This window comes from Pseudomonas fluorescens (assembly GCF_001623525.1).
Classification (GTDB): Bacteria; Pseudomonadota; Gammaproteobacteria; order Pseudomonadales; family Pseudomonadaceae; genus Aquipseudomonas; species Aquipseudomonas fluorescens_Q.
The window spans coordinates 1,672,014-1,692,139 of record NZ_CP015225.1 but is presented as its reverse complement, the minus strand read 5'-3'; the positions used below and the strand labels follow the sequence as shown (position 1 = coordinate 1,692,139).

Here is a 20,126-nt window from a genome sequence, read left to right as displayed (position 1 = left end):
ACTGTACGGCCCCCATTGTCCGCCAGGCAATTTGCGTCTAGTTTGCTGCCCGATCACAAATACAAAAAAAAACAGGAGTCATCGATGCAACCGATTCGTCTCGGCCTGGTGGGCTACGGCAAGATTGCCCAGGATCAACACGTTCCAGCCATCCACGCCAACCCCGCGTTCCAACTGGTGGCGGTCGCCACGCAAGGGCAGCCCTGCGCCGGGGTGGAGAACTTCCGATCCCTTGGCGAGTTGCTCGAAAACGGTCCGCAGGTCGATGCGATTGCGTTTTGCACACCGCCACAAGGTCGATTCGCCCTGGTGCAACAGGCGCTGGCGGCCGGTAAACACGTCCTGGTGGAAAAGCCGCCGTGCGCCACGCTGGGTGAAGCCATGGCCTTGGTGGAGCAGGTTCGCGAGCAAGGCGTCAGCGGCCTGTTCGCCTGGCATTCGCGTTACGCCCCGGGCATCGCTGCCGCCCGTGACTGGCTGGCCAGTCGCACCTTGCACAGCGTGCAGATCGATTGGAAAGAAGACGTGCGCAAGTGGCACCCCGGCCAGGCGTGGATCTGGCAACCCGGTGGCCTGGGGGTCTTCGATCCCGGCATCAACGCGCTGTCGATTGCGACTCATCTGTTGGCACTGCCGTTGTTCGTGGAGGCCGCCGAGTTGCGCGTGCCGGACAACTGCCAGTCGCCGATTGCCGCCAGCATCAAGATGGCTGATGCGCGCCACCTCGACATCCGGGCGGAATTCGATTTCGACCATGGTCATGACGAGCTCTGGAGCATCGAGATACGCTGCGCCGAAGGCGTCCTGCGCCTGGACAACGGCGGTGCGCTGTTGAGCATCGACGGCGTGCGCCAGGCCGTCTCCGAGGAGGGCGAGTACGCCGCGGTGTATCGACATTTTCAGCAACTGATCAACGACAAGGCCAGCGACATGGACCTGCAGCCACTGCGGTTGGTCGCGGACAGCTTCTTTGTCGGCAGTCGGACGGCGGTCGAGCCGTTCTACGATTAACCCAGGGAACTGCAGTTGAACGAACAGACATTGTCCATGCGCCTGGAGCGCGTGGCGGCGCATATGCCGGCAGGTGCGCACTTGGCCGATATCGGCTCGGATCACGCGTACCTGCCGGTGGCCTTGTTGCGCCGTGGCGTCATTGCGGCAGCGGTGGCCGGCGAGGTGGCGTTGACGCCGTTGCGCGCCGCCGAACGCACCGTGGTCGAGAATGGCCTGGAACGGCGGATCAGCGTGCGCCTGGCCAATGGCCTGGCGGCAATCGAGCCGGAAGACGGGATCACGGCGATCAGCCTCTGCGGCATGGGCGGTGAGACGATCCGCGACATCCTGGACAGCGGCAAAGCACGGCTGAGCGGGCACGAGCGGCTGATTCTACAACCCAACGGCGGCGAACAACCGCTGCGCCAGTGGCTGATGGAAAACGACTACCGCATCCTTTGCGAGGAAGTGCTGCGGGAAAACCGTTTCTACTACGAGATCATCGTCGCCGAGCGCGCCGGGCCAGTGACGTACACCGCCGAGGAGCTGTACTTCGGCCCGCTGCAGATGCAAGCGCGAACCCCGGTCTTCCTGGCCAAGTGGCAACGCCTGCTGCGTCAGAAGCAAAAGACCCTCACCAGCTTCGCCAAGGCACGGCAAACCGTGCCGCAAGAGAAGCTGCAGGACATCGCCCGGCAGGCTCGCTGGATCACGGAGTTGTTGGCTTGAGCCGCATTGAGGCCATCAGCTAAATGCCAGTGTCTCCAGCCGCCTGATTATCGACCCACCACCGGGTAGTGTTTGATACGACACGCATACGAGTTGCCATCACCTTTACAGATGCCATCCAGGTAGCGGTAGTCGACCTGTAGTGACTGTCCTTTCCGGGGCCATTGCCGGCGGGGGAGCGTGGCTTGGTAGTCCGGGGTTTCCGGGGTGAAGGTGAGCGATGAGCCTTGCGCTGGGCACTCCACCGAGGCGGACTTCGGCCTGACTTTTAGGATCTGCGCCTGAAGCTGCGGGTAGGGTTGTTTCAAGACCTCGACGATACGTAGCTCCAGGTGGCAGATCTGCCACGTCGAGGCCTGGACGGGCCCACTCAGGAAGGCGAGCGTCAAGGCAGACAGTCCGAGGCACGCTGCGTGAGAGGTCATGGTTGCCCTTGTTTGAGGTGCTGACGTTTGCGCCTTTGCCTGATTCAACCGTAAAGCCCCATCAGCGAGAAAGACTTGTCAGTGGTCAGTGCAACCATTTCGGCCAGCGAATGCAGGAGCACTGGCACCAGCAAGCCACCGCTGACCACTCTTGCAATGGCGAATACGCCTCCACAGGAGAAGATCAGCGCGACGGTTATCCAGTTCCCGTATTGGATGTGCATGCCGGCGAAGATGGCTGACGTGACGATGATCGCGATCCATGTCCAGGTACGGCTGTTCTCATAGGGGAACAGCCGGAGCATGTAATGGCGGAAAAATAACTCTTCAGCGATGGGCGGCAACACGATCAGCGAGGCGATCTTGATCGTGGCCTGCCAATTGTTGAGCCCGTCCAGGAGCTGGGCCATGAACACTTCTCGCGGCAGCCCCAGCACGAATATGGCGACCCCGAAAAACAGGTAGGAGCCCACGATGCCAAGCGCGCCCCACTGCAGGGGTTTGCCAATGTAATGACCGCGCCATTGAGTGCGCGCATCGGAGCGGTACTGCAGGGCGAAGAGGGCGAGGAGAGCGAGCGCGGTGATACCTGAGGTGGTGGTGAACGTCAGGTAGGCCTGCATGTCTGCGGGTATGAAAAGGACTTCGGGCACTGCAGCCAGAAAGACTATCAGGGTTGCAAGTACAAACATCCCGAGCCGGGGAAAGAAGCGGTAGGGCGGTAAAGTGGCGGCGGTTGCAAACTCAGGGGCGGCACTTAGATTCGTCACAGTCACTCCATGAGTGCAAGGAAAAAGGCATGATGCCAGCATTTTGAGGGCGTCAGGTACGAGTTCCTGCTGGGTTGATGGCGTCGTGATTCAATCCAGGCGGCGACATGAATAAGCGTGGGTCTGATAAGGGAACTCAATGTGCTTGCGTCCGCGCAGAGCCGGATGGGTCTGAATCAAGGCCAGTAGTTGATCCGCTACCCGTTTCTTCTCTGCGTCAGGCAGTGCTGCAATAAAACTCACGGACAGAAAGCGATCCAGGATGACCGTCTCGGGGCTGCCTGCGTGGGTGTAACTGAAACAGGTCAGTTCGGGCTGCGAGAAGTAACGTCCGTTGAAGGGATGTCGCCAGTTTCCAGTATGAAAGCGTGGGGTATCGCCTTCGAAGGGGGTGATGATTTTAGTGATGTCGGCCACCCAGTCCACGGACTCATCACGCACGTTCCAGATCAAGCCGAGCCGGCCGCCCGGTTTGAGTACTCGGTGAATTTCCTGGAGCGCGGTTTCATTCGCGAACCAGTGGAAGGCCTGGGCGCATACGAGCGCCTGCGCCGTCCCTGCCTCGAGGGGAATGGATTCGGCCGTTCCCTCCAGAATCCTGGTGTTCGGCAGATGCTTGGCAAACTCGATTCGCATCGCCTCGACCGGTTCGATGGCGATGGCATTGATCGCCATTGAGTCCAGCAGGCGAGTAAATTTACCGGTACCGGCTCCTAACTCAACGACTGTCGATCCTGGGCTGATTTCCAGTGCGCTGCTGAGCCATGCCAGTATTTCGCTTGGGTAGCCTGGGCGCCCTTGGGTATAGGTGCTGGCTTCTGCTGAGTATCCTATCTGAGCGGCCTTATGGATGACTGTCATCTTCAGCGACCCTTTGGGTGGATGGGGGGTAGATGGATTATGCGGTGTGTTCAGGTCGTCAGCTAGTTGATCCTTTCTGTACTTGGTCTCATGTGTTTGCGTTGGGGCAGATCGTTCATCGTTTTTTGGGGGATTGGTTGGTGCGTATATCCGCTGAGGTAATGGCTGCTTGTGGTTCCGCTCTTACAGCCAGCCCTTTCAAGGCCTTTTGACTTTAGCGGCTTCAGCACCCCTATCCCTCGACAGATGAGCATTCGCCGCTTTGCCCTCGAGCCATTCTTCGCTGGATATTTCTAGCCAGCGCCCGCAAGCGCTGAGCCAGTCCTTCTCGGATGTGCTACTCAAAGCTGCTTCGACCCTCCGCCAATCTGCCAGACATACGGCGGTTCCGTACCGTTGATTTCCCAATCACCAATGATGCGCTCCTTGTAGATCAATGGATTATGCGAGGCAGCGGTGCGGGCGTTACGCCAGTGGCGGTCGAGGGTCTTGCTGGTGCTGGTGGCCGAAGCACCGAGGGCATTGAACAGGTCGCTGGTGGCGCGCAACACCAGGTCGGAAATCACCACCTGGGCCTGGGCCGACTCCAGTTCGGCGGCGATGTTGGCGGTGTGCTCGGTTTCGGCGTCCTGGCTGAAGCGGCTCTCGTAGGCGCGTTGGGAGGCGCTCGCGGCGCGCAGGGTGGTGGCTTCGGCGGCATAGACCTGGGCCGATGCCCTGCCGATCACTTGCTGCACTTGCACGTCCTGGCTCACTTCGCTGGCATTGCCGGTGCTGAAGACCCGCGTGCGTTTGCGCACTTGCTCGGTGATGTCATGAACCGCAGCGCGACCGGCGCCGGTCAGCACGGCCAGCAACACCAGTTGATAAAACGCGGTCTGGTATTTGAAGCGGGTAGAGAAGTCGATGAGGTTTTCTGCCTCGACCAACGCATTCTCGAACAGCGACGTGCCGCTGCCGGTGGTGCGTTGGCCAAAACCGTCCCAGTCATCGCTTTGCTTGACGCCCGGCTGGTGTACGCGGACGGCGGCAATCACGTCGGTGCCGTTGTCGTCGCGTTGGGCATACACGTCGATCCAGTCGGCGAAGATACTGCCGGTGCTGTAGTACTTGGTGCCATTGACGACCCACTGATCACCCTGGCGGGAAACCCGGGTGCCGACTTCGCCGATCTTCACCGCGCCGACTTCCGTCCAGGCATTGCCCACCAGTTCACCTTCGACGAAACGCTTGAACCAGATGTCTTGTGGGCTGCTGGCGTGGGCGTTGAGACGGTCCTCGACGAATGCGAAGTGTCCGCGCAAGGCCTGGGGCAGGTTGGAATCGGCTTCAGCCAGTTCGATCAGCAATTGCAGCAGTTGCGGCAACGAAGCCCCGGCACCGCCATATTCGACCGGTACGCGGACGGCGCCAAAGCCGGCTTCCTTCAACCATTTCACCTGTTCAAAGGGCAGGCTGCGCGTCTGCTCACGCTCCAGGGCGCCGGCCTGGATGCGCGCAAAGATCGGCCGGAAGCGTTCGGCCAGGAGCTCATAGTCGGTGCCCGTGGAAAGGGTCGGCGGCAGGTGTTGTTGCTGTGCGGTCATGTTGATCTTCCTTCTTGATGGCGAGTAGGCGGGCAGGGGAAAAATCTGCCGGTGCCAAAGGCCATTGCACAGTCCATGCCCGAGGCCCAACGCCCGTAAATGCGGGGCCCATACGGCGCTTATCAGCGAAAGGGCTGTCCTGGCCACGGACAATCTGTTGCGCAACTGTGTGCCGGGCAACAGTTGCCGCGTCGGGCATCGACAGGCCAGGTGTTGGCCAGGCAACAGTGGACCAACAGCTTGACCGTCAGGCGACAGCGAAGTGATTGGGTTATTCGCGTAACTTGTTGATTATTAAATGGATATTCAGGTGGCACGGTTGCTGCTCTACACCTTGTGCAGACGCTGAGGTGGCGTCTCCAGGCATGGGGTAAGCGATGAGCAAGCAATTCAAAGTGGTGGCGGTGTCAGGCAGCGTGCAGCACCCGTCACGCACCCTGACACTGCTCCAGGCGTTGGTGGAGCGGCTTGGGCAGCAACTGCCGATCGAGGTGCGCTTGATCGAATTGGCCAAGGTCGGTCCACAGTTCGCCGGGGTGTTGCGTCGCGAGGCGTTGCCGGCTGCCGTGCAGGAGGACCTGCACGCCATTGAATCGGCCGATCTGCTGATTGCCGCTAGCCCGGTGTACCGAGCCTCGTACACCGGCCTGTTCAAGCACCTGTTCGATTTCGTTCATCACGAAGCCCTCAAGAACGTACCGGTGCTGTTGGCCGCGACAGGCGGCTCGGATCGCCATGCCTTGATGATCGATCACCAGTTGCGGCCCCTGTTCGGCTTCTTCCAGGCCCTCAGCCTGCCAGTGGGGGTCTATGCCAGCGAAGCCGATTTCAGCCAATACCGAATCTGCAGTGCACAGGTGCTGGAGCGTATCGAGCGCGCCGTCGAGTCGGCGTTGTTGAGCCTGGTTCCGAGCGTTCGACGCGACGCCAGTGCCGCCTGATCAATTTCATCCTTTCAAAACGAGCTGTGGAGTACATGTAATGAGCCAGGACACGATCAAATTTGCCTACTGGGTGCCCAACGTCAGTGGCGGGCTGGTGGTCAGCAAAATCGAGCAACGCACCGACTGGGGCATCGACTACAACCGCAAGCTGGCCCAGATCGCTGAAGCGGCCGGCTTCGACTACGCCCTGTCCCAAGTGCGCTTTACCGCCGGCTACGGTGCTGAATACCAGCACGAGTCCGTGGCGTTCAGTCATGCCTTGCTGGCTGCCACCACGCGCCTGAAAGTCATCGCCGCGGTACTGCCGGGGCCGTGGACGCCGTCGGTGTTGGCCAAGCAGATCGCAACCATCGATCACCTGACCGGCGGACGGGTGGCGGTCAACATCGTGTCGGGCTGGTTCAAGGGCGAGTTCACCGCCATTGGCGAGCCGTGGCTGGAGCACGATGAGCGCTATCGCCGTTCCGAAGAATTCATCACTGCGCTCAAGGGCATCTGGACCACCGACAACTTCACCTTGCGCGGTGATTTCTACCGCTTCCACGACTACACCCTCAAGCCAAAACCACTGCAGCAGCACCCGGAGATCTTCCAGGGCGGCAGCTCGCGGGCGGCTCGGGACATGGCCGCCCGGGTATCGGACTGGTACTTCACCAACGGCAATACCGTAGAAGGCGTCAAGGCGCAGATCGATGACCTCCAGGCGAAAGCCGCGGCCAACAACCACAAGGTCAAGGTCGGCGTTAACGCCTTTGTCATTGCCCGCGACACCGAAGAAGAGGCGCGTGCGGTCCTCGCCCAGATCATCGACCAGGCCGACCCCGAGGCCGTCAATGCCTTCGGCGATGCGGCGAAGCAGGCCGGCAAGTCCAGCCCGGAAGGCGAGGGCAATTGGGCCAAGTCCAGCTTCGAGGACCTGGTGCAATACAACGATGGCTTCAAGACCAACCTGATCGGCACACCGCAGCAGATCGCCGAACGCATCGTCGCGCTCAAGGCCGTGGGGGTGGATCTGGTGCTCGCCGGTTTCCTGCACTTCCAGGAAGAAGTCGAGTATTTCGGCCGTAAGGTCCTGCCGCTGGTGCGTGAGCTGGAGCAACGCAAAGTGGCAGCCAAAACGGCGGCGGTCGCTTAGGCGGGGGAGGCAGCATGGGCACGTTCACCGACACCCTCGACCCGGTCCCGGCCAGCTTGCCCCAGTGGTTGCAGCGCCAGGCGCTGGAGCATGGCAAGGACGTCGCGCTGCGTCATAAGCACCTCGGTGTCTGGCAGGCGCGGAGCTGGGCGCACGTGGCCGACGAGGTGCGCCGTTTGGCGAGTGCCCTGCAAGCCCGCGGTTTTGCGGCGGGCGCGACCCTGACGATCATCAGTCGACCCAGGCCGCAGGCACTGCTTGCCGCCTTGGCCGCGCAATGGTTGGGCGGTGTGGCGAGTCTGTTCGATCCGCTGGAGACGGCGGCCGAACAGGTGCAACGGCTCGCCACGCTACAGCCGGATTTCGTCCTGGTCGAAGGCGTGGAAGAAATGCTGCGTCTGCGTGCGGCGCAGGTGGCTGCTCGTGTGCTGGTTTATCTCGACAAGCGCGGCCTGGCGGATTCGACGCCATTTGCGCAAGCGCTGGATTACGCGGCGTTGGCTGCCGAGCGGCCAATCGTTGACCTGGCCCCGCAAGGGCAAGTGCTGCAGACGGCCTTTGTTTTTTATCGCGGAAGTGGACGGGCGATGGAGGAGCAACGCGTCAGCCACGCCGAACTGTTGCAGGAGGGGCAGCGGTTGGTGACGCGCGAAGGCCTGGGCCGGCAGGAAGAGGCATTGGCCGCCCGGGCGTTCGCCTCGGGCGGGCAGGCTCGCTATCTGCTGGCGCCTTGGTTGATGGCCGGTTTTCGCCTGAACTTCCCTGAGAACCTGGCGACCCGTGATCGCGATCGTCGCGAGCTGGGCCCGACGCTGGTGGCCGGGACGCGGGAAACCTACGAACGTTTGCACCGCTATGCGCTGGAACGTTTGCCGGCGCCGGGCAGTGGGTCGCGCGGGCTGGTGGACTGGGCGTTGGCCGCGCAGCCGGGGCTGTTGCAACGGCATCTGGGGCACTGGCTGGTTCGCCGGCCATTGCGCGACGTGCTGGGTTTTTCCCGCACTCGCTCGCCGCTGCTGGTGGGCGACGCCTTGCGGCCCGAAACCCAGGCATTTTTCCAGGCATTGGGTATCAAGATTCGCCAGTGGGACGACGGGGCTCACTGGCAAGCGCCGCCGAACCTGGTGCAGCACACCACTGATGACTGGACGGGCCTCCAGTCGCAACTGGCCTGAGAGGAGACGCCCCATGACCCAGACGGCCATCACGCATTTGCTGGAGCTGGACCATATTTCGCTGTCATTCAAAGGCGTCAAAGCGGTCACGGACATCAGCTTTCGCGTCGCCGCCGGTGAGATCTGCGCCTTGATCGGCCCCAACGGCGCCGGCAAGAGTTCGCTGCTGAACGTCATCAGCGGCGTGTACCAGGCCCAGGACGGGCACATCCGTTTTGATCGACAGGAGCGGCGCCGGATGCGCCCCCACGACGTGGCGGTCCGCGGCATTGCCCGGACATTCCAGAATATCGCGCTGTTCAAGGGCATGAGCGTGCTCGACAACGTGCTCACCGGACGCAACCTCAAGCGCCGCAGCACCTGGATCGAGCAGGCGCTGCGCATCGGTCGCGCCCGGACCGAGGACGACCGTCAACGCGAAGCGGCCGAGCGTGTCATCGCGTTCCTGCATTTGCAGCCTTGGCGCGACACCCTGGTGGGCACGTTGCCCTATGGCTTGCAGAAGCGGGTGGAACTGGCCCGTGCGCTGGCGGCGGAGCCCCGGCTGTTGCTGCTGGACGAGCCCATGGCCGGAATGAACGCCGACGAGAAGCAGCAGATGAGCCGCTTTATCGTCGACATCAACCGTGAACTGGGCACCACCGTGGTGTTGATCGAGCACGATATCGGCGTGGTCATGGACATCAGCGACCACGTGGTGGTGCTCGATTACGGTCGCAAGATCGGCGACGGCTCGCCCGAAGACGTACGGCAGAACCCTGAGGTCATTTCGGCCTACCTGGGCACTCGCCACTGACACTGGATATTCGACGCCTTCCCACCAGGGAGGGCAGGCAAGTTGCGCCCGCAGAACAGGAACAGCGATGGAATTTTTCTTTGAAGTATTGATTGGCGGGTTGTTGGCGGGGGTGATGTACGCCTTGGTGGCCATCGGTTTTGTGCTGATCTACAAGGCCTCCGGGGTCTTCAATTTCGCCCAGGGCGCGATGGTGCTGTTCTCGGCGCTGACCTTCGTCAGCCTGGTGGAACGCGGTGTGCCGTTCTGGCTGGCGTTTCTCATCAGCCTGGCGGCGATGCTGCTGATCGCAGTGGCGGTGGAGCGTGTGGTTCTGCGCCCTTTGATCAACCGTTCACCGATCACGCTGTTCATGGCCACCCTCGGTCTGTCCTACGTCATCGAAGGGTTCGCCCAGGCGCTGTGGGGTGCCCAGGTGCATGGCCTGGAACTGGGCATCAGTGATGAACCGCTGGAGCTGGGTGGGATGTTGTTGTCGCAGTTCGACATTTTTGCCGCAGTGACCGCGGCGTTCCTGGTGCTGCTGTTGTCCTGGCTGTTCAACAAGACCCGGCTCGGATTGTCGTTGCGGGCGGTGGCCGATGACCCGCTGGCGGCGTTGGCCGTGGGCATTCGTTTGCAGCGGGTCTGGGTGGTGGTGTGGGCGGTGGCGGGGTTTGTCGGGCTGGTCGCCGGCCTGCTCTGGGGCGCGCGCCTGGGTGTGCAGTTCTCGCTCTCGCTGGTGGTGCTCAAGGCGTTGCCGGTGCTGATCATCGGCGGCTTTACCTCCATCAGCGGGGCGATTGTCGGCGGCTTGATCATCGGTGCCTCGGAGAAGCTGGCCGAGGTTTACCTCGGGCCCTTCATCGGCAGCGGCATCGAGAACTGGTTTCCCTACGTGCTGGCGCTGGTGTTTTTGCTGGTGCGTCCGGCGGGGTTGTTTGGCGAACGGGCCATCGAACGGGTTTAGGGGAGCGCATCATGTTTTATCGAGAAGCAGGCCAGTTCAACACCCGCTATGCCCAGGACCGCCGGGTCTTCGCGCTGCGCCAGGACCGTCACGGGCTGGCCGCATTGCTGCTGTTTGCCTTTGTCGTGGTGCCTTGGCTGGGCAATGACTACTGGTTCAGTGCGATCCTGATTCCGTTCCTGGTGCTGTCCCTGGCCGGGTTGGGGCTCAATTTGCTCACCGGTTATGCCGGGCAACTGTCCCTCGGTTCGGCGGCGTTCATGGCGGTAGGCGCCTTTGCCACTTACAACCTCGAAGTACGGGTCGCCGGTTTGCCGTTGGTGGTCAGTATCGCCCTGGGCGGATTGACGGCGGCGTTGGTGGCGGTGCTGTTCGGCTTGCCGAGTTTGCGCATCAAAGGCTTCTACCTGCTGGTCTCGACCCTGGCAGCGCAGTTCTTCGTGACCTGGGCGCTGACCCGGTTCAGTTGGTTTTCCAACAACAGCGCCTCGGGCGTGATCAGCGCGCCGCGCCTGGACGTATTCGGGATAAACCTCGACGCCCCGGCCGGCCGCTATCTGTTGACCCTGAGCGTGGTGGTAGCGCTGTTCTGGCTGGGCAAGAACCTGGTGCGCAGCGAGTTGGGGCGCAACTGGATGGCGGTGCGCGACATGGACACCGCCGCCGCGGTCATCGGCATTGCGTTGGCGAAAACCAAGCTGCTGGCGTTCGCCATCAGTGGGTTTTTCCTCGGGGTGGCCGGTGCGCTCTGGGCCTTCGCTTACCTGGGCACGGTGGAGCCCCACGGGTTCGACCTCAATCGGTCGTTCCAGATTCTGTTCATCATCATTATCGGCGGCCTCGGCAGCCTGCTGGGCAACTTCCTCGGCGCGGCCTTCATTGTGCTGTTTCCGGTGTTGCTCTCGAACCTGGTGTCGTTGCTGCCCGGCGGGCTGGTGGACGCCGGCCAGGTGGAGAACCTGCAGAAGATGATATTCGGCGCCCTGATCATTTTGTTCCTGATCAAGGAACCAGAGGGCCTTGCGCGCCTCTGGCAGAGATTTCGCCAGCGCGCTCGGCTGTGGCCGTTGCGCTACTGAGCGAACCGCACAACGCGGGTTTGCAGTTCCATTTTGTTGGCTTATCCATGGCTTCATAACAAGGAAAATCCGATGTTCAAACGATCATTCGCCAGCAGCCTGGCACTGGCCCTGAGCCTCACCGCCGCGGCCTTCACTGTCCAGGCGGACAACGAACAATACTTCCCGCTGCAAAGCTATCGCGTCGGCCCTTATGCGGCCGGCGGCACCGGTTTTTTCGGCGGTTTCATCGACTACCTCAAGTACGTCAACGCCAATGGCGGCGTGAACGGCGTCAAGCTGACCTGGAGTGAGTGCGAGACCGAATACGTGGTCGAGAAAGGCGTGGAGTGCTACGAACGCCTGAAGAAAGGCTTGAACGGCGCGCCGGCGGCTGCCACCAACCCGCTGTCGGTGGGTATTGCCTACGCCACGCTGGAGCGCTCGACAGCCGACAAACTGCCGCTGATCACCATCAACCATGGGCGCACGGATTCCACCGATGGCAGCGTGTTCCCCTACGTTTTTCCGTTGCAGTTGAACCCGTATTCCGAGGTCTCGGCGATCATTAATTACATCGGCCAGCGCGCCGGCGGGTTGGACAAGCTCAAGGGCTTGAAGATCGTCACCCTGTATCACGGTTCGCCCTATGGCAAGGAAACCAATGAGGTGTTGCAAACCCTGGCTGACAAATACGGTTTTGCGCTGACCTTGCTGGAGGTGCCGCACCCGGGCAACGAGCAACAATCGCAATGGTTGAATATCCGTCGGGAAAAACCTGATTGGGTGATCCTGCGCGGTTGGGGGGTGATGAACCCAGTGGCGCTGAAAACCGCGCAAAAAGTCGGTTTCCCGGCCGACCACATCATCGGCAACATCTGGAGCAACTCCGAAGATGACGCCGCGCCGGCCGGTGCCGCGGCCAAGGGCTTCATCGCCATCACCACGCACCCTTCAGGTACTGACTTCCCGGTGTTGCAGGGCATCAAGCAGCAAGTAGTCGACGCCGGCCATGGCGACTTGGCCGATCCCAAGCGGTTCGGCACCGTGTACTACAACCTCGGTGTGGTCAACGGCATTCTCAACGTAGAAGCGCTGCGCATTGCCCAGCAGAAATTCGGTCAGCAACCCCTGACGGGTGAGCAGGTGCGTTGGGGCTTCGAGAACCTCAAGCTCGACGACGCCCGGCTCAAGGAACTGGGGGCGTGGGGCCTGGTGCAGCCGTTGCAGTTGTCGTGCTCGGACCATGAAGGCGGTGGCGCGGTGCGCTTCCAGCAATGGGACGGTACGCAGTGGAAGCTGATCAGTGACTGGGTGCAGGCCGACCGCGCCTTGCTGCGACCGATCATCGAAGCGTCTTCGCATCAGTACGCCCGGGAAAAAGGCCTTACCCCGCGTGATTGCAGCACGGAATCCTGAGGCATCGCGGCGGCCGGGCGCATGCGTCCGGCCGCTACTTGAAAAGGCGAAACAGCATGGCGACGAACGTGCCGATCCTGCAGATCGACGATATTGAAGTGCTCTACGAACAGACCATCCTGGCGGTGCGCAGTGTGTCGCTGGAGGTGGGAAAAGGGCAGGTCGTGGTGCTGCTGGGCGCCAACGGCGCGGGTAAAAGCACCACGCTGAAGGCGGCCTCCAACCTGGTGCGCGCCGAACGGGGCGAGGTGGTGCGGGGGCGGATTGTCTACCAGGGGCGAGACGTGACCCGCAGCGCGCCTCACACCTTGGCGGCGAGCGGTCTGGTGCAAGTGCTGGAAGGTCGGCATTGCTTTGCCCAGTTGACCGTGGAGGAAAACCTGCTGGCCGGTGCCCTGGCGCGCCAGGTGCCACGGCGCCAGTTGCTGGCTGACCTGGAATCGGTTTACGGCCATTTTCCCCGACTGAAACTGCGGCGCAAAAGCCTGGCCGGCTACACCTCGGGCGGCGAGCAACAGATGATCGCGATCGGTCGTGCGCTGATGGCCAAGCCGCAACTGGTCTTGCTGGACGAACCGTCGATGGGGTTGGCGCCGCAGATCGTCGAGGAAATCTTCGAGATCGTGCGGCAACTCAATCAGCGTGATGGTGTGAGCTTCTTGATCGCCGAGCAGAACATCAACATCGCCCTGCGCTACGCCCACCATGGCTATGTGTTGGAAAGCGGGCGTGTGGTCAGTGAAGGCAGCGCCGAACAGCTGGCGGCCCGCGGCGATCTCCAGGATTTCTACCTGGGCGCGCGAACAGCAGCGCTGTGAGCACCGCTGACCCCAAGCAGGTTGAACGCAGTCGGCCTGATACATCGGGGACAGGTCTTGGGGCCGCTGCGCAGCCCAGCGGGGATAAATCCCCTCGCCACAAAAAGGGGCACACCTGGCTTTTGCGGTGAACTCAGGTTGAAAGGTTGATGACCTGGCCGTCCCGCGTACTGAGCGCGGGGCGGCGTTTGTTGACCACCAGTTCGCCAATCCTGATCAGCAACGTGCGGGTGACATTGCGACTCAGGCCCAGCAGGCTGGCGGTATGGACCTGATTGCAATTGGCGTATCGGTAGGCGGTGCGTAGCAACTCGGCCTCGACCTTTTCATACACGTCGCCATGCTCTTGTTCGAGCAGTTTCTCGAAGGCTTTTTGCAAAAGCGCCTCTGCGCTTTGGGGGGCCGAGTCCGGCGGGTTGTCCCGGCGTTCGATACGGAGGTTCGACAGGTGCAGGTCCTGCACGCCGATCACATTGTTACGGCAAATCAACAGGGTGTGGTGAATGACATTTTCCAGTTCGCGGATGTTCCCCGGCCAGGAGTAGTCGAGCAACTTGCGTTGCGCCTGGGCATCCAGCGTCACCTCGCCGTGGCCAAGCCTGTGGCTGTACTGTGCAATGAAGTGGCGTATCAACGGCAGGATGTCGCCGGGACGTTCGCGCAGCGGCTTGAGCACCAGGCTGACCACGTTCAGGCGGTAATAGAGGTCTTCGCGAAAGTGTCCGGCATTGATGGCTTTTTCCAGCTGTACGTTGGTGGCCGCCAACACGCGTACATTGATCTTGATGCTCTTGCGCGACCCCAGTCGAACCACTTCGCGCTCCTGCAATACCCGCAGCAACTTGACCTGGATCGGCAGCGGCAGATCACCGATTTCATCGAGGAACAAGGTGCCGCCATCCGCTTCCTCGAACCAGCCGGCCTTGGCCGTCAGTGCGCCGGTGAACGCGCCTTTTTCATGGCCGAACAGCTCGGCCTCCACCAGGGTTTCGGAAAACGCCCCGCAGTTGACCGCCACGAACGGCTTGTGGCGACGGGCGCTGAGGTTGTGTACGTGGCGCGCCACCAGTTCCTTGCCGGTCCCGGTCTGGCCGATGATCAGCACGCTGGCGTCACTGGGCGCCACTTGTTGCAGGTGTTCCAGCAAGGCGCGGGAGGTGGGGTCTTCGAAGACCTGGGCCGTGGCACGAATCGAGGTGGCCAGGCCGGGAGAGGGGGGAAGTGTTAGAAGCTGCATGACGGTGGCCCGTTAATGAGATTGCCGTGACTGAGGATGGGTAAATGCCAACATTCTTGAGGCAGTACCGCGAAGCCATTGGGCTTAAGGCTTAATCTAAATGATCTAAAAAATATAAAACAAATAACCTTTAGTTATTTGCTTAAGGCTTTCGTCCCAGAATTCAGTACAGCGCTATGGGTCATGTCGCCGTTAACGAGATAAATTGAAATGACCATAAAAAGTTTTATTGACTAAAAAATTACATCGGGTAATTATTTCCCTGCATCTGCTTTCACGCAGAGTCATTTTGCAGGGGCAACCCGATGAATCAGAACACCGTGCCTTCACTGGCCAGTCTTTACGTCGAGACTCACGAATCGCCATTTGACGCACGCCTGGCGCCTTCACTCATGCAAGGCTTTCCCGCCGAACCCCACCGCCGCGTCACCTGGCACAACTGGATGAGCCCACCGTTCAACCAGTGGGGCTTCCGCAACCTGGCGCGCTTGCGTCCTTGCATCGATGTGCGGGTCGGTAGCGGACCGGTCAGCGCGTTCAAGCAGGCGCTCCAGCCGCTGGATGAGCTGCACTTCGACAGCGAGTGTGGCTTGAGCATCAGCGTGATCGACCACCTGATCGCCAGCCAGACCGATGGGTTCCTGGTCCTCAAGGGCGACACCGTGCTGTTCGAGCGCTACTTCAATGGCCAGTGCCCCCAGGACCGGCACATCATGTTTTCGGTGACCAAGTCGCTGATCGGTGCCCTGGGCGAGCAACTGGTCTGCGAAGGCCTGTTGGACCCGACGCTGACAGCCGCCCATTACGTACCGGAACTGACGGGCAGCGCGTTCGGCGATGCGACCGTGCGCCAGCTGTTCGACATGGCCGTGGCCGTCGATTACAGCGAGGTCTATGAGGACCCGGATTCCGAGAGTTCCCAATACGGTTACGCCTGCGGTTTCCAGCCGGCGCCAGCGCAGTACACGACGTTCGAATCCCTGTACCAGTACTTGCCGTCATTGAGAAAGCGCGGCAGTCACGGCGGGTTTTTCCATTACGTGACGGCCACCACCGAGGCGTTGGCCTGGGTCATGGAGCGGGCATCAGGCAAGGCCTGCCATCAGTTGCTGCAGGAGGTCTGGAGCCAGTTGGGTTGTGAACGTGACGGCTACTTTCTGGCGGATCCCTGGGGCCGCAGCGTGGCCGGTGCCGGGTTCAGTGCGACCTTGCGTGACATGGCGCGCTTCGGTCGCCTGCTGGCCAACGATGGCCGCCAGGGTGGGACACAACTGCTCTCGGCCGAGGCGCTGGCCGGTATCGCCACCGGAGCCGACCCCGCGATCTACGCTGCATCCCCCGACTTTTCGAGCTGGACCCCAGGCGCGTCCTACCGCAGCCAATGGTATGTCTTCAACGACCACAGCCAGGCGCTCATGGCCGGTGGCATCCATGGTCAATACCTGTTCATCGACAAACCGTCCGGCGTGGTGATCGTCAAGCAGTCGTCCCTGGGCGAGGCCGTCAGCCCCTTCGACGGCGACAGCGTGCGCATGCTGCGTGCCATCGCGGCGCACCTGACGCCCTGACTGCATCCGATAAACACAACAATTTTGCGTTCCGCTCACCTGGCCCCACCAGGTGTTGGCGCGGGTTTGCGCCGCCATTTACTGCCCTGTAACAACAATAATCACACAGGAGCTCCATATGGTTTCCATGATGCGTTTGTCCCGAACGTTTCTCGTGCTCGGGTTACCCTTGACCGCCCAGGTTGCCTGGGCGGGCTACACCTTCGAGGAGGGCAACCTCAAGGGCGAGGTCAACTTCAGTGCCGGTGGCGCAGTCCTTTCTACCCGCAACGTCAACTTTGGCGGCGGCGTGGTGGACATGCGCAGCGGCAAGAATCGCGGCACGAAAATCGACTGGCAGGAGTTCTACGTCAAGCCGGGCGTCAAGTTGGAGTATGCCGTGCAGCCGGATTTCAGCCTGCTGGCTGGCGGCTCACTGGTGGGGGCGACCACCTTCGGGGATGGCGATGCCGGTGGCTTTACCCGCAGTTCCGACGGCAAGGTGTCGACCGAAGAGTTCTACGGTGGTTTCCGCGCCGGGGAGTGGACGGTCACAGGCGGTCGCCAGAACTACATGATCGGCAACGGCTTCATCGTGATGGATGGCAACCTCGACCAGTTGAACGACGGCGCCTACTGGCTCGCCCCACGCACCGCCTTCAAGGATTCGGCGGTGGTTGCCTGGGACCATGGCGCGTTGAAGGTCCAGGGCTTCAGCCTGGGAACCGACAGCGACCTGGGTGATTTCCGCATGAGTGGCGTGAACCTGGACTACAACCTCGACGACCAGGTGACGCTGGGTGCCACCGCGTTGAAGGTCAAGGCCATGGGGCCCAAGGGCAGCACGTTGCCGCGCCGTCGCGATGGCATGCTGGTGTATAACGTCAGGGCGTTGAACGCCAAGCTCCCGGGCATCGCGGACCTGACCTTGAATGCCGAATATGCCCTGGAGCGAGGCAGCGGCGAAGGCGTGGATTACGATGCCGAGGCCTGGTACGGCCAGGCGGATTACACCTTCAGCACGCTGCCGTTGACCCCGGTGATCGGCTACCGCTACGCGAGCTTTTCCGGCGACGACAACCTCACGGACAACCGACAGAAAGCCTGGGACCCGTTGAGCAAGGGCTTCGTCGACTGGAGCACCTGGCTGATCGGTGATGTCGTCGGCAACTACCTGCTATTCAACAGCAACGAAAACGTCCAGCAGTTCTCACTCAAGACCCACCTCAACGAAACCCTTACGCTCGGTGCGATCCACTACCAGTTCTGGCTGGACGAAAAAAACTACATGGGCACCGCCGTCAGCGACAAACGGTTTGCCGACGAAAGTGTAGTCTTCCTGGATTGGGCGCCTTCGAAGTCGTTGTCTACCTCGCTCTCCTATAACTGGGTCAAGCCCATGGCAGCGGCCAGGCAAGTCTTCGGCGACGACCGGAAATTCAGCGCGCTGGAACTCTACTTCACCTATCGCTATTAAGTGCCGCGAGCCTTCGCGGCCGCGCTGGAGTGTTTGATCATGAGCCTGTTTTTGCGCAACACCTTGCTGGGCGCTGTCGTTTCGATGTTGGTCAGTGGCGCAAGCCTGGCCGAAGAGCGGACGGTGCGAATCTATAACTGGATCGAGTACCTGCCGCCTGAAATCCTCAAGAGTTTCGAGGAGGAAACCGGCATCCGTCCCATCTACGACGTTTTCGACAGCGTCGAGACCTTGGAGTCCAAACTCCTGACCGGCAACTCCGGGTATGACGTGGTCTACCCGAGCAGTTCCAACGTCAGCCACCTGATTGCCGCCGGTGCCGTCCAACCCCTGGACCGCAGCCAATTGCCGAACTGGCAGCATCTGGACCCCGAGTTCATGAAAACCCTGGAAGCCATCGGTGACGAAGGCAACCGTTACGCGGCGCCGTATCTCTGGGGCACGACCCTGATCGGCTATAACGTCGACAAGGTCCGGCAGGTGCTCGGGGCTGACGTGCAGATGAATACCTGGGACATCATCTTCAAGGAAGAGAATATGGCCAAGTTGGCCAGTTGCGGTGTCGGCTTCCTTGATGCGGCGAACGAGATCGTACCCATCGCCTTGCATTACAAAGGCCTGGATCCCAACAGCCAGAAGCGCGAAGACTACCCGCAGGCCCAGGCGGCGATGCACACGGTTCGCCCGTACATCACCTATTTCAACTCGTCACGCTATGGCATGGACCTGGCCAACGGTGAGATCTGCGTCGGGGTGGGCTGGTCTGGCGGCGTGGCCCTGGCCACGCGACTGGCCGATGCCGCCGGCAAGGGTGTCAAGGTGGCGATGGCCTTACCCAAGGAAGGTGCGCCGATGTGGGCGGACGTCATGATGGTGCCCACCAACGCCCCTCATACCGCAGAGGCCTACGCCTTCATCAACTACATCCTGCGCCCGGATGTGATTGCCCGGATCAGCAACAAGATTGGTTACCCCAACCCGAACAAGGACGCCACGGCATTGGTGGACGCCGAGATCCGTAGCAACCCGGCCATGTATATACCGGATGAAGCTCGCAAGACCCTGTTCATGCTAGAGCCCGTGCCGGCTGCCGTGGAGCGGATCCGCACGCGCACCTGGACCGCCATCAAGACCAATCGCTGATCAGGCTGGCCCGGCGTCGCGGCGCCGGGCGCTTATCGGTGGATGTGCTCAGGCGCGCATGCCCTGGAACAGCAGCTCAGTGATACGCCGGACCTGCGTTGAATGGGCTTCGATATCCGGCTGTTCCTGGTTGACCAGCCTGAACAGCTGCAAGTGCGAATAGTCGTTCAACAGGAACGCGGCGAGGTCCACGTCCAGGTCGGCGCGTAATTTGCCGGCCTGTTGCAATTCCCTGATCAGCCCACTGATTTCGGCCCTGAGCGCATCGTTCATGGCGCGATAACCCTCGGGCAGCCCGTTGTCGCCGCCAAACAGAATCAGCGGCAGCAATTCACGCCACAAGCTCGGGTGCATGACTTCCAGCGCATAACCGGTCAACAGTCGCTCCAGATAACACAACGCTTCGACCGGGTCTTCGATGTCAGGCATTTGGCTACGGGTGTCGCTGAGCGCGCGCTGGTCGGCGTCGTGCAGGATCTCGAGGATGATTTCCTGCTTGTTGCCGAAGTACTTGAACACAGTGGGCGCCGACACCCCGGCCTGGCTGGCGATCTGTTCGATGGTGGTGTTCTGGAAACCCTGGCGCTCGAACAGTTCGACCGCTGCCTTGCTGATGGCTTGGCGGCGTTCGGCTTTTTGACGTTCACGCAGTCCGCTCACGGGAGGTCCTTGTTGGAGAGAAGAGAATAGAAGGCCGGTGCTTCCACAGGGGCTTGTGACTGACTTGCCTTCCGAACTCATGCAAAAATACTTAACTGAATAAAATGTTTAAAGCATTTATTTCAGGGTTTTCGGTGGAGTGCTGATCGGGAGCTTTTGTGGCGAGGGGATTTATCCCCGCTGGGCTGCGCAGCAGCCCTAAAAACGTTCGGCTCGGTGTCAAGTCAACGGTATTTTTGGGGGCTGCTATGCAGCCCAGCGGGGATAAATCCCCTCGCCACAATGGGCAAAACGCCATGTCCCACTTGGCGAAATCAGGCACAGAGATGGCGCGTTCAGGTAACTAACTCGGGAGGGAAGGCAGGTAACGTGGCGCGACTTTTCACCGCAAGTGCGCACGTTCG

Annotated in this window: 19 protein-coding genes; 13 read left to right on the top strand and 6 right to left on the bottom strand. The window is 61.2% G+C overall.

Annotation, left to right across the window (positions count from 1 at the left end; translation table 11 throughout):
* Window positions 1–84: 84 nt before the first annotated feature.
* On the top strand, window positions 85–1,011 hold the full coding sequence (locus tag TK06_RS07265) for a Gfo/Idh/MocA family protein (protein ID WP_063321490.1): 927 nt from the start codon (window positions 85–87) through the stop codon (window positions 1,009–1,011).
* 15 nt (window positions 1,012–1,026) lie between these two features.
* Window positions 1,027–1,722 (top strand): tRNA (adenine(22)-N(1))-methyltransferase, encoded by a 696-nt coding sequence (locus TK06_RS07260; RefSeq protein WP_063321489.1) that lies wholly within the window; start codon window positions 1,027–1,029, stop codon window positions 1,720–1,722.
* A gap of 47 nt (window positions 1,723–1,769) precedes the next feature.
* Here the strand turns inward: TK06_RS07260 and TK06_RS32960 are convergent, their stop codons facing one another.
* The 4 genes from TK06_RS32960 to TK06_RS07240 all read right to left on the bottom strand — a co-directional run bounded on the left by TK06_RS32960 (window position 1,770) and on the right by TK06_RS07240 (window position 5,364).
* Window positions 1,770–2,147 carry a hypothetical protein gene (locus tag TK06_RS32960; protein WP_063321488.1) on the bottom strand — a complete coding sequence of 126 codons (378 nt, stop codon included), beginning with the start codon at window positions 2,145–2,147 and terminating at the stop codon, window positions 1,770–1,772.
* A 44-nt stretch (window positions 2,148–2,191) separates the two neighbouring features.
* Window positions 2,192–2,917: a CPBP family intramembrane glutamic endopeptidase gene (locus TK06_RS07250; protein ID WP_063321487.1), complete on the bottom strand. Its 726-nt coding sequence runs from the start codon at window positions 2,915–2,917 to the stop codon at window positions 2,192–2,194.
* Window positions 2,918–3,007: 90 nt separating this feature from the next.
* On the bottom strand, window positions 3,008–3,778 hold the full coding sequence (locus TK06_RS07245; protein WP_063321486.1) for a class I SAM-dependent methyltransferase: 771 nt from the start codon (window positions 3,776–3,778) through the stop codon (window positions 3,008–3,010).
* A 341-nt stretch (window positions 3,779–4,119) separates the two neighbouring features.
* The gene (locus TK06_RS07240; protein ID WP_063321485.1) at window positions 4,120–5,364 is read right to left on the bottom strand and encodes an acyl-CoA dehydrogenase family protein; all 1,245 of its coding nucleotides are present in this window, start codon (window positions 5,362–5,364) and stop codon (window positions 4,120–4,122) included.
* 377 nt (window positions 5,365–5,741) lie between these two features.
* On the opposite strand from TK06_RS07240, the gene msuE reads away from it, so the two are divergent.
* From msuE to TK06_RS07200, 8 genes are all read left to right on the top strand, one after another.
* Window positions 5,742–6,305: an FMN reductase gene (msuE, locus tag TK06_RS07235; RefSeq protein WP_063321484.1), complete on the top strand. Its 564-nt coding sequence runs from the start codon at window positions 5,742–5,744 to the stop codon at window positions 6,303–6,305.
* 40 nt (window positions 6,306–6,345) lie between these two features.
* Complete coding sequence (gene sfnG / locus TK06_RS07230) at window positions 6,346–7,443, top strand: dimethylsulfone monooxygenase SfnG (RefSeq protein ID WP_027911753.1); 1,098 nt, start codon at window positions 6,346–6,348, stop codon at window positions 7,441–7,443.
* 14 nt (window positions 7,444–7,457) lie between these two features.
* A complete protein-coding gene (locus tag TK06_RS07225; RefSeq protein WP_063321483.1) occupies window positions 7,458–8,618 on the top strand; it encodes an AMP-binding protein in 1,161 nt (386 codons plus the stop codon).
* A gap of 13 nt (window positions 8,619–8,631) precedes the next feature.
* The gene (locus tag TK06_RS07220; protein ID WP_063321482.1) at window positions 8,632–9,414 is read left to right on the top strand and encodes an ABC transporter ATP-binding protein; all 783 of its coding nucleotides are present in this window, start codon (window positions 8,632–8,634) and stop codon (window positions 9,412–9,414) included.
* 67 nt (window positions 9,415–9,481) lie between these two features.
* The gene (locus TK06_RS07215; RefSeq protein ID WP_063321481.1) at window positions 9,482–10,363 is read left to right on the top strand and encodes a branched-chain amino acid ABC transporter permease; all 882 of its coding nucleotides are present in this window, start codon (window positions 9,482–9,484) and stop codon (window positions 10,361–10,363) included.
* A gap of 11 nt (window positions 10,364–10,374) precedes the next feature.
* Window positions 10,375–11,442 (top strand): branched-chain amino acid ABC transporter permease, encoded by a 1,068-nt coding sequence (locus tag TK06_RS07210; protein ID WP_063321480.1) that lies wholly within the window; start codon window positions 10,375–10,377, stop codon window positions 11,440–11,442.
* A gap of 72 nt (window positions 11,443–11,514) precedes the next feature.
* Window positions 11,515–12,840, top strand: a complete 1,326-nt coding sequence (locus TK06_RS07205; protein ID WP_063321479.1) for an ABC transporter substrate-binding protein — start codon at window positions 11,515–11,517, stop codon at window positions 12,838–12,840.
* A gap of 56 nt (window positions 12,841–12,896) precedes the next feature.
* A complete protein-coding gene (locus TK06_RS07200; protein WP_063321478.1) occupies window positions 12,897–13,658 on the top strand; it encodes an ABC transporter ATP-binding protein in 762 nt (253 codons plus the stop codon).
* Window positions 13,659–13,791: 133 nt separating this feature from the next.
* Here the strand turns inward: TK06_RS07200 and TK06_RS07195 are convergent, their stop codons facing one another.
* Entirely contained in the window at window positions 13,792–14,895 is a 1,104-nt protein-coding gene (locus TK06_RS07195; RefSeq protein ID WP_063321477.1) for a sigma-54 interaction domain-containing protein, read from the bottom strand.
* Window positions 14,896–15,200: 305 nt separating this feature from the next.
* On the opposite strand from TK06_RS07195, the gene TK06_RS07190 reads away from it, so the two are divergent.
* From TK06_RS07190 to TK06_RS07180, 3 genes are all read left to right on the top strand, one after another.
* Complete coding sequence (locus TK06_RS07190; protein ID WP_063321476.1) at window positions 15,201–16,463, top strand: serine hydrolase domain-containing protein; 1,263 nt, start codon at window positions 15,201–15,203, stop codon at window positions 16,461–16,463.
* Window positions 16,464–16,581: 118 nt separating this feature from the next.
* Window positions 16,582–17,919, top strand: a complete 1,338-nt coding sequence (locus TK06_RS07185) for an alginate export family protein (protein WP_063321475.1) — start codon at window positions 16,582–16,584, stop codon at window positions 17,917–17,919.
* 39 nt (window positions 17,920–17,958) lie between these two features.
* A complete protein-coding gene (locus TK06_RS07180; protein ID WP_063321474.1) occupies window positions 17,959–19,062 on the top strand; it encodes a polyamine ABC transporter substrate-binding protein in 1,104 nt (367 codons plus the stop codon).
* A gap of 48 nt (window positions 19,063–19,110) precedes the next feature.
* On the opposite strand, the gene TK06_RS07175 is transcribed toward TK06_RS07180, so the two are convergent.
* A complete protein-coding gene (locus TK06_RS07175) occupies window positions 19,111–19,722 on the bottom strand; it encodes a TetR/AcrR family transcriptional regulator (protein ID WP_063321473.1) in 612 nt (203 codons plus the stop codon).
* Between the last annotated feature and the right edge of the window lie 404 nt (window positions 19,723–20,126).

Bases quoted from the DNA above. Each gene is read 5' to 3' on its own strand.
- msuE (WP_063321484.1), top strand. From the start codon at position 5,742: ATGAGCAAGCAATTCAAAGTGGTGGCGGTGTCAGGCAGCGTGCAGCAC.
- TK06_RS07185 (WP_063321475.1), top strand. From the start codon at position 16,582: ATGGTTTCCATGATGCGTTTGTCCCGAACGTTTCTCGTGCTCGGGTTA.
- TK06_RS07240 (WP_063321485.1), bottom strand. From the start codon at position 5,364: ATGACCGCACAGCAACAACACCTGCCGCCGACCCTTTCCACGGGCACC.
- TK06_RS07265 (WP_063321490.1), top strand. From the start codon at position 85: ATGCAACCGATTCGTCTCGGCCTGGTGGGCTACGGCAAGATTGCCCAG.
- TK06_RS07245 (WP_063321486.1), bottom strand. From the start codon at position 3,778: ATGACAGTCATCCATAAGGCCGCTCAGATAGGATACTCAGCAGAAGCC.
- TK06_RS07205 (WP_063321479.1), top strand. From the start codon at position 11,515: ATGTTCAAACGATCATTCGCCAGCAGCCTGGCACTGGCCCTGAGCCTC.
- TK06_RS07195 (WP_063321477.1), bottom strand. From the start codon at position 14,895: ATGCAGCTTCTAACACTTCCCCCCTCTCCCGGCCTGGCCACCTCGATT.
- TK06_RS07225 (WP_063321483.1), top strand. From the start codon at position 7,458: ATGGGCACGTTCACCGACACCCTCGACCCGGTCCCGGCCAGCTTGCCC.
- TK06_RS32960 (WP_063321488.1), bottom strand. From the start codon at position 2,147: ATGACCTCTCACGCAGCGTGCCTCGGACTGTCTGCCTTGACGCTCGCC.
- TK06_RS07190 (WP_063321476.1), top strand. From the start codon at position 15,201: ATGAATCAGAACACCGTGCCTTCACTGGCCAGTCTTTACGTCGAGACT.
- TK06_RS07180 (WP_063321474.1), top strand. From the start codon at position 17,959: ATGAGCCTGTTTTTGCGCAACACCTTGCTGGGCGCTGTCGTTTCGATG.
- TK06_RS07210 (WP_063321480.1), top strand. From the start codon at position 10,375: ATGTTTTATCGAGAAGCAGGCCAGTTCAACACCCGCTATGCCCAGGAC.
- TK06_RS07220 (WP_063321482.1), top strand. From the start codon at position 8,632: ATGACCCAGACGGCCATCACGCATTTGCTGGAGCTGGACCATATTTCG.
- TK06_RS07215 (WP_063321481.1), top strand. From the start codon at position 9,482: ATGGAATTTTTCTTTGAAGTATTGATTGGCGGGTTGTTGGCGGGGGTG.
- sfnG (WP_027911753.1), top strand. From the start codon at position 6,346: ATGAGCCAGGACACGATCAAATTTGCCTACTGGGTGCCCAACGTCAGT.
- TK06_RS07200 (WP_063321478.1), top strand. From the start codon at position 12,897: ATGGCGACGAACGTGCCGATCCTGCAGATCGACGATATTGAAGTGCTC.